We start from the raw sequence: 3,625 nt of genomic DNA on the forward strand, positions 1-3,625 counted from the left end.
ACTTCTCATTTTCGCCTTTGTATACAGAGAAGAAAAAATGGTCGTTTTGAGCAACTATTACCTGAATGGGTGATTGGGGGGGTACAGCGATCGAGTTGTATCAATGCCAAATCAAACTAGCTCCCGTCCCTAAAAAGCAATCCACGCCCATATAACTTTATGGCAAAATGTCTCTGATTCGCTAATAAGTTGCTGTATTCTGGGATATCCGTTCTTTGTGGAGAGCCGAATGATTCCTATCGATATGAAACGACTCATCAAAAAAACCTCTAACCCAGTTCGCAAGAAAACAGAAGTAACCCCACCACCGACTGAACCTATTGAGATGCTTGAGAGCCAAAATATTCCTGAACCACTAATTGAACCCAATCCACCTGTGTACATTGAAGACTACGTTTCCGAATCCGAATACATTTCAGAACACTATCGCCCCCTTCGCTCTGTGGGTAACTCTGGGTGGCAACCGTCTGATGTTTGGCGCGAGTTGAGAGTTGATGATTTTTGTGAGTAAACTTAAAAAATTATTTCCACACCCCAAAGACAAACCTGTGTTTCGACAGCGTTACTTATTAAAATAGAAACATTATTAACTACAGCTTTTCCTGTAGTTAACATAGAAAGAGTTGTAGTTACTATAGGTTTAATTTTTTGAGTTACAGTTTTAGACCTTGTGACAACTTATGAGCCGAATTACAGCGTATTTCAGATAAATGAAGTAATGGGAAAGGGCACAAATAACATGTTGTGCCCTTACGATTATTCTGTGCCTCAGCAACTGGCAATCTGCTGTATATAATGCTCAGTTTGTAGTAGGGATTTTAGTCCTAGAATTTACTACTAAAGTCCTGACTGTAATCCTTCATTCGAGCTTCTGAAAATTTATGACTTAACAGGTACTGGAAATGTTTCTAGTACCGCCAACTCCAAAATACTGAAGATTAATTTGATCACATCTGGGTGTCGTATAATTGCGTTGTGACTGAAATCAATCCCTAATTTAACTAATTTATCTTCAGGATCAGCACTTGGTTCAGTCTTAACGAATGGATATGCAGTTATTGTTTGGTTTGGTACAGCTGGGTTTTCCTCCCATCTCTTAAAGAATGCCAAGCTGCCATAAGGGACTACTCCATCTCCTGAATTAGTTATTCCATCATCTGATATCATTTGTCTTGTTTTATCCGCTTTTTCCATTCTTACTCCGTTTACTACAATGAAGTCTCCATCGTCTACAGGTAATAATTCTTTTGTCTCGTTACCCAAGTAATTTGCTACTTTCAGTTCTCCATTCTCTTGATAGTAGTATGCTCCTACTGGTGTGTTAAAACCTGTTGAATAAATGACATCTACGTTCTTGACAGGTGGGCTTTTTATCGCTTTACTTCCGAATTCTCCTTCACTGAAATTATGATCGTTTTGATAATGATTAGTTATATATTTCAGGGTCGTATTTTCGGCTCCTCCAAGTTTTAACGTATCTTCGATTGTTATTGATGTGTAGTTGCTGGGATCTACTAATTGCCCGGGATTAACACCTTCTTTTCTAATAAACCCAAATTCTCCTTGTGTGTTGAAATATGGGTAGTTTACCTCTGTTATCGGTAATAGCCAAGGAATACTAGAAAAGGATTGTAAAGCCTTTTTAATACCTGATAATTTTGCTCCTCCTAAAGCAAATCCATCATCAGTTGACACCAGACGAATTGCTAGTGGCGCACCTAGCCACGGTGCGCTAACTGCTATGTATCGTTCTATATGTTTATCTATCCACGCTTGTCCTACCGATGCATCATCTTTTTTGATCCACTCTAAGAAATATTGCGTCACTCTATTTCCTAGACTCTGGGCGATTATTACCACAGGAGTATTACCGTTACCTGTGTATAATGTCTCTATGCCACTCTTGAGATTAGAGAAATATTTGTATCGTTGTTCCAAACCTTTTGGAGATGTTCGCCAATCATAAGGAGCAGCTAGCAAATTTTTGGGTGCTGAGTACTCTTTAGTGTTTAACAACGCATTTACTAATTCCAAAAAATAGTTGACTTTTTTGATATCTGGCTTTAATCCCGCTACCAATTCTACGTTATTGCGATTAACAAATAAATTGCTAATTCCATCTAATCCGTCTAGCGGTCGATTAAATTCATTTAATATGCTGTTTTCTTCTACTTCTGGAGTTATGCCGTCATCATCCTTCAATTTCAGATGCCTTTTCCAATTCGTTACACGAGGATGCTCGGTAGATTCATCTGACTCGATATCAGATGCTGATACATTCAATCCGACTATATTTGATGGCAGTGATTGCACATCTGTTTCTTCATTTACTTCCAAATCTACTTCATCCTTTTCATCATCCGCCGGTGGTGCCATATCTAGTCCGAGCCACAGTTTACCGCTTGTCACCCCTTTTGGTGTCGCCACACCTTTTACTAATGTTTTTAGCCTTGATCCTGCTAATCCTGGAATTAATACTATGGGATTGGGATAAGTAACCATTTGTTTTTTCCTTTCTTGCTTAAATTTCTATGGATTGGACTTAAAAACCAAATATGTTTCTTTTTGCCTTTAGACAAGAATGCTATTTGATATATAAGGCTTTGAATTTTGTTCTTGACCCAACTATGCCGACTGACATCATGTCCGATTGAAAACTTTTTATTAGAACTGACGCATAGATACAAAGATGTATAAATGTGCAGTTATTTTAAGAACTAGTAATTACCGAACTTGATATGACAAGAGTCACATTAAACTTCACTATCTATTAAATAGCCATCAAGTTAAGCGCTGCTTAGAACTTGGTTGTTAACTTGATAGAACCATAATTTCACATAAGTTGCAAGCAGATAAATATGAGAGAAAATTATTTAAACTTTAAAAAACTAAATAATGAAAGCTGCCATATTAGTCTTAAATTTTACTTAAAGAATATGTAATTCTTCTTGCTAATTTCCCTAATCTGCACAGATTCTTCTAGCTTATAGAGCATACATAAATAGCATCTAAAGTAGTTACTCTATATTGTCGCCATTTCTGTTTGTAAATAAATTTAAGCAATATTTTATACTAATATTGCAGAGAAGATAAAAAAGCTAAATAACTACATTAAGAGACAGTTAAGACAGTTAAGACAGTTAAGACAGTTAAGAGAATTAAAATAGTTAAAAAAATTAATAAAAGGACAGATTAATTGTTTCTTTTTTTACTTTCAACAGATTGTATTTGATAAATCTTTAAAGCAGTAGTTGAAATAAAAATTCCTGCCACAGACAGTTGACAGGGATAGAAATTTTGATACAAAGCTTATCTCAAATTGCTGTCTAGCTTATACTCATGCAGAAGCAACAGCCAACTTCCATATTTCTATGCGATTGCCAAAGCAACACTAATTGCTATTTAAGCGAACGGCGATCGCAGATGTGGTAATTGCCACTCCAGTAAAAGTTTACAAGTTCATCTCTCGGCAAGGGCAACCGGGAGTGGTGAAGCGTATTTAAAAAACACTCACCACTGAGGATTTGCAATAATTAATGCCGCTGCCTCCTGATTATCCAATGGTCTAGAGAAAAAATTTCCCTGCCCATATTCACATTTCATCGCTTTTAGGAGCGCTAGCTGT

Annotated in this window: 2 protein-coding genes; one reads left to right on the forward strand and one right to left on the reverse strand. The window is 36.7% G+C overall.

Annotated features, from left to right (window positions below):
* Nucleotides 1-229: 229 nt before the first annotated feature.
* Complete coding sequence (locus G1O98_RS37400) at nucleotides 230-511, forward strand: hypothetical protein (protein WP_163939403.1); 282 nt, start codon at nucleotides 230-232, stop codon at nucleotides 509-511.
* Between the two features lie 368 nt (nucleotides 512-879).
* Here G1O98_RS37400 and G1O98_RS37405 read toward each other — a convergent pair whose 3' ends face one another.
* The gene (locus G1O98_RS37405; RefSeq protein ID WP_163939405.1) at nucleotides 880-2,502 is read right to left on the reverse strand and encodes a hypothetical protein; all 1,623 of its coding nucleotides are present in this window, start codon (nucleotides 2,500-2,502) and stop codon (nucleotides 880-882) included.
* Between the last annotated feature and the right edge of the window lie 1,123 nt (nucleotides 2,503-3,625).

The sequence above is a fragment of the Nostoc sp. UIC 10630 genome (assembly GCF_010747425.1).
GTDB lineage: Bacteria > Cyanobacteriota > Cyanobacteriia > Cyanobacteriales > Nostocaceae > Nostoc.

Bases quoted from the DNA above. Each gene is read 5' to 3' on its own strand.
- G1O98_RS37405 (WP_163939405.1), bottom strand. From the start codon at position 2,502: ATGGTTACTTATCCCAATCCCATAGTATTAATTCCAGGATTAGCAGGA.
- G1O98_RS37400 (WP_163939403.1), top strand. From the start codon at position 230: ATGATTCCTATCGATATGAAACGACTCATCAAAAAAACCTCTAACCCA.